The organism is Streptomyces albidochromogenes, assembly GCF_005981925.1.
Lineage (GTDB): Bacteria > Actinomycetota > Actinomycetes > Streptomycetales > Streptomycetaceae > Streptomyces > Streptomyces albidochromogenes.
The window spans coordinates 1-4,473 of record NZ_VBVX01000429.1; the positions used below are offsets into that span (position 1 = coordinate 1).

Here is a 4,473-nt window from a genome sequence, read left to right on the forward strand (position 1 = left end):
TTCGAGGGGGCAGGTCGTAGGTCTGGCCGATGAGCTCGGAGCCGACGACCCTGCCGTCCGACGTGATCTCGGAGCCGTTGGCCCGGTGGCGCAGCAGCGTCTGCGCGACGCCGGTGACCGCCAGCGGGTACAGCACGCCGCACAGGACGGTGAGGACGAGGAGGGCGCGCAGGCCGGCCCCCAGCAGCCGTGCCGGGTTGCCCAGCGAGTTGTTCATGACGTCACCCGATGCCAGGTATGAGGGAGATGAGCAGGTCGATGATCTTGATGCCGGCGAACGGCGTGACGAGGCCGCCGAGCCCGTACAGCGCGAGGTTGCGACGGAGCATCCGGTCGGCGCCCATGGGCCGGTAGCGGACGCCCTTCAGCGCCAGGGGCACCAGCGCGACGATGATCAGCGCGTTGAAGACGACGGCGGACAGGATCGCGGACTCGGCGGACGCCAGGCGCATGAGGTTGAGCCGGTCCAGGCCGGGGTGCGCGACGGCGAACATCGCGGGGATGATCGCGAAGTACTTCGCCACGTCGTTGGCGATCGAGAACGTCGTCAGGGCGCCCCTGGTGATCAGGAGCTGCTTGCCGATCCCGACGATCTCGATGAGTTTCGTCGGGTCGGAGTCCAGGTCCACCATGTTCCCGGCCTCCTTGGCGGCCGAGGTGCCGGTGTTCATGGCGACGCCGACGTCCGCCTGGGCCAGGGCCGGGGCGTCGTTCGTACCGTCGCCGGTCATCGCCACGAGCCTGCCGCCGGCCTGCTCGCGCTTGATGAGCGCCATCTTGTCCTCGGGCGTGGCCTCGGCGAGGAAGTCGTCGACGCCGGCCTCCAAGGCGACGGCCCTGGCGGTCAGCGGGTTGTCGCCGGTGACCATGACGGTCCTGATGCCCATCCGGCGCAGCTCCTCGAACCGCTCCCGCATGCCGTCCTTGACGACGTCCTTGAGGTGGACGACGCCCAGGACGCGCGCGCCGTCCGCGTCCTGAAGGGCCACCAGCAGCGGTGTGCCACCGGCCCGGGCGATGCGGTCGGCGCGTTCCCGCGCGTCCGGCGCGACGCTTCCGCCCCGCTCCTCGACCCAGGCGACGACCGAGCCGGCCGCGCCCTTGCGCACCGCGCGCCGGGCGCCGTGCTCGACCAGGTCGACCCCCGACATGCGCGTCTGCGCGGTGAACTCCACCCACGCGGCGCCCGTCAGCTCACTCCGGTGCCGCTCCTCGCGGCCGTACCGCTCCTGGGCGAGTACGACGACGGACCGGCCCTCCGGGGTCTCGTCGGCGAGCGAGGAGAGCTGGGCCGCGTCGGCGAGTTCGGCCTCGGTGACGCCCTCGACGGGGACGAGTTCGGCGGCCCGGCGGTTGCCGAGGGTGATGGTGCCGGTCTTGTCGAGCAGCAGCGTCGAGACGTCGCCGGCCGCCTCGACGGCGCGGCCCGACACGGCGAGGACGTTGCGCCGCACGAGCCGGTCCATGCCGGCGATGCCGATGGCGGACAGCAGGGCGCCGATGGTGGTGGGGATCAGGCAGACCAGGAGCGCGGCCAGGACGGTCGTCGACTGCCGGGCGCCGGCGTACGTCGCGAACGGCTGGAGGGTGACGACGGCGAGCAGGAAGACGACGGTCAGCGAGGCGAGCAGGATGTTCAGCGCGATCTCGTTGGGGGTCTTCTGCCGGGCGGCGCCCTCGACCAGGCTGATCATGCGGTCGATGAAGGTCTCGCCCGGCTTCGTCGTGATCCTGACGACGACGCGGTCGGAGAGGATCTTCGTGCCGCCGGTGACGGCCGAGCGGTCGCCGCCGGACTCCCGGATGACGGGGGCCGATTCGCCGGTGATCGCCGACTCGTCGACGGAGGCGACACCTTCCACGACGTCGCCGTCGCCGGGGACGGTGTCCCCCGCCTCGCAGACGACCAGGTCGCCCACGCGCAGCTCGGTGCCGGGCACCCGCTCCTCGTGGGTGCCGGTGATCCTCCGGGCGACCGTGTCGGTCCTGGTCCGGCGCAGGGTGTCGGCCTGGGCCTTGCCGCGGCCCTCGGCGACGGCCTCCGCGAGGTTGGCGAAGACGGTGGTCAGCCACAGCCAGGCGGTGATCGCCCAGCCGAACCAGTCGGTGGGGTCCAGCAGGGCCAGCACGGTGGTGACCACCGAGCCGATCAGCACCACGAACATCACGGGTGACCCGGCCATCACGCGCGGGTCGAGTTTGCGCAGCGCCGCCGGGAAGGCCCCGACCAGCTGACCGGGGTCGAAGAGGCCCCTGCCGGCGCGGCCGGGCGCGGGCCGGTGGGCGGCGGGCCCGTCGGACGTACGGGCGGGTGCGGCGAGGGACACGGGGCCGGGCTCCTCCGGCTTCCTCGCTGTGCCGGTGATCATGACGCGAGCCCTTCGGCCAGTGGCCCGAGAGCCAGCGCGGGGAAGTAGGTCAGACCGGTGACGATCGCGATCGTGCCGACGAGCAGCCCGCTGAACAGCGGCTTCTCGGTGCGCAGCGTGCCGGCGGTCTCCGGTGTGGGCTGCTGTCCGGCGAGCGAACCGGCGAGTGCCAGGACGAACACCATGGGCAGGAAGCGGCCGAGCAGCATGGCGACGCCGAGCGTGGTGTTGAACCACTGGGTGTCGGCGTTCAGTCCGGCGAAGGCGCTGCCGTTGTTGTTGGCGCCCGAGGTGTAGGCGTACAGGATCTCGGAGAAGCCGTGCGCCCCGGAATTGGTCATCGACTGCGCGGGGGTCTCCAGCGCCATCGCGGCGGCGGTGAAGCCGAGGACCAGGGCCGGGGTGGTGAGCAGGGAGCAGGCGGCGAACTTCATCTCGCGGGTGCCGATCTTCTTGCCCAGGTATTCGGGCGTACGGCCGACCATCAGGCCCGCGACGAACACCGCGACGATCGCCATGATCAGCATCCCGTAGAGGCCGGAGCCGACGCCGCCGGGCGCGATCTCGCCGAGCTGCATGCCCAGCAGCGCGATGCCGCCGCCGAAGCCGGTGTAGGAGGAGTGGAAGGAGTTGACCGCGCCGGTGGACGTGAGGGTGGTGGCCACGGCGAAGATCGACGAACCGCCGATCCCGAAGCGGGTCTCCTTGCCCTCCATGGCGCCGCCCGCGAGGTCGAAGGCGGGGCCGCCGTGGTGGAACTCGGTCCACATCATCAGCGCCGAGAAGCCGAGCCAGATCGTCGCCATCGCGGCGAGGATCGCGTAGCCCTGCCGCAGGCTGCCGACCATGCGGCCGAAGGTGCGGGTGAGGGCGAAGGGGATCACGAGGATCAGGAAGATCTCGAAGAGGTTCGAGAACGGGCTGGGGTTCTCGAAGGGGTGGGCGGAGTTGGCGTTGAAGTAGCCGCCGCCGTTGGTGCCCAGCACCTTGATGGCCTCCTGAGAGGCGACGGCGCCGCCGTTCCACTGCTGGGCGCCGCCGGTGAACCGGCCGACCTCGTGGATGCCGGAGAAGTTCTGGAGGACGCCGCAGGCGACGAGGACCACCGCGCCGGCCACCGAGAGCGGGAGCAGGATCCGTACGGTGCCGCGCACCAGGTCGGACCAGAAGTTGCCCAGCTCCCCGGTGCGGGCCCGGGCGAAGCCCCGTACGAGCGCGACCGCGACGGCCATGCCGACCGCCGCCGAGACGAAGTTCTGCACCGCCAGGCCGCCGGTCTGCACGACGTGGCCCATGGCCTGTTCGCCGTAGTACGACTGCCAGTTGGTGTTGGCGACGAACGAAGCGGCGGTGTTGAACGCCTGGTCGGGGTCGATGGAGGAGAAGCCGAGCGAGCCGGGCAGAGAGCCCTGGACGCGCTGGAGCAGGTACAGGAAGAGGACGCCCACCGCCGAGAAGGCGAGGACGGAGCGCACGTACGCGGGCCAGCGCATCTCGGCTGCCGGGTCGGCGCCGATCGCCTTGTAGATCCACTTCTCGGCCCGCAGGTGCTTCGGGGAGGAGTAGACGCGGGCCATGTGGTCGCCGAGCGGGCGGTACACCAGGCCGAGCGCCACGACGAGCGCCAGGAGCTGGAGGACGCCGGCGAGGACGGGGCTCATGGGGGTCGCGAGGTTCATGGTGCTGGTGTGGCCAGGGCTCGCGAGGGCCGTGGTGGTCATGGGGCTCATCGCGGGCTCAGAACCTCTCCGGGTACAGGAGGGCGAGGACGAGATAGCCCAGCAGGGAGACGGCCACGACCAGGCCGACGACGTTCTCGGCGGTCACAGCTTCGCCACCCCCTTGGCGACGAGGGCCACCAGCGCGAAGACCGCGATCGTGGTGACGACGAAGGCCAGGTCGGCCATCGTGAGCTCCTGAACGGGTTGGGGAATGTTCGGTCACCCAGAGGAAAGCCGCCTTACCGGCGCGCACGTCTTCCGTTGACGGGTCCCATACGGCGACGGGTGTCCCGTTGACGGTTCCCTGACGGTTGCCTGACGGCGCCGGGGCCGGTTGGGGGGCCGCCTGCGGTCTTCGCGGGACCAGGAACACTGTGGTGGGG

General features: G+C 71.2%; 4 protein-coding genes. All 4 read right to left on the bottom strand.

The genetic code is table 11. The features are described 5' to 3' along the window. A partial coding sequence (locus E2E34_RS31745; RefSeq protein WP_138905306.1) for a potassium-transporting ATPase subunit C occupies positions 1-217 on the bottom strand: 217 nt, incomplete at its 3' end. Positions 218-221: 4 nt separating this feature from the next. Beyond that, positions 222-2,369 carry a potassium-transporting ATPase subunit KdpB gene (kdpB, locus tag E2E34_RS31750; RefSeq protein ID WP_138905307.1) on the bottom strand — a complete coding sequence of 716 codons (2,148 nt, stop codon included), beginning with the start codon at positions 2,367-2,369 and terminating at the stop codon, positions 222-224. After that, entirely contained in the window at positions 2,366-4,030 is a 1,665-nt protein-coding gene (gene kdpA, locus E2E34_RS31755) for a potassium-transporting ATPase subunit KdpA (RefSeq protein WP_138905309.1), read from the bottom strand. The genes kdpB and kdpA overlap by 4 nt, the downstream gene beginning before the upstream one ends. Before the next feature lie 76 nt (positions 4,031-4,106). After that, positions 4,107-4,196 carry a K(+)-transporting ATPase subunit F gene (gene kdpF / locus E2E34_RS31760; RefSeq protein ID WP_138905308.1) on the bottom strand — a complete coding sequence of 30 codons (90 nt, stop codon included), beginning with the start codon at positions 4,194-4,196 and terminating at the stop codon, positions 4,107-4,109. Positions 4,197-4,473: the final 277 nt, after the last annotated feature.

Excerpts from the sequence above, each read along its gene's own strand:
- kdpA (WP_138905309.1), bottom strand. The coding sequence starts at position 4,030 with ATGAGCCCCGTCCTCGCCGGCGTCCTCCAGCTCCTGGCGCTCGTCGTG.
- kdpB (WP_138905307.1), bottom strand. The coding sequence starts at position 2,369 with ATGATCACCGGCACAGCGAGGAAGCCGGAGGAGCCCGGCCCCGTGTCC.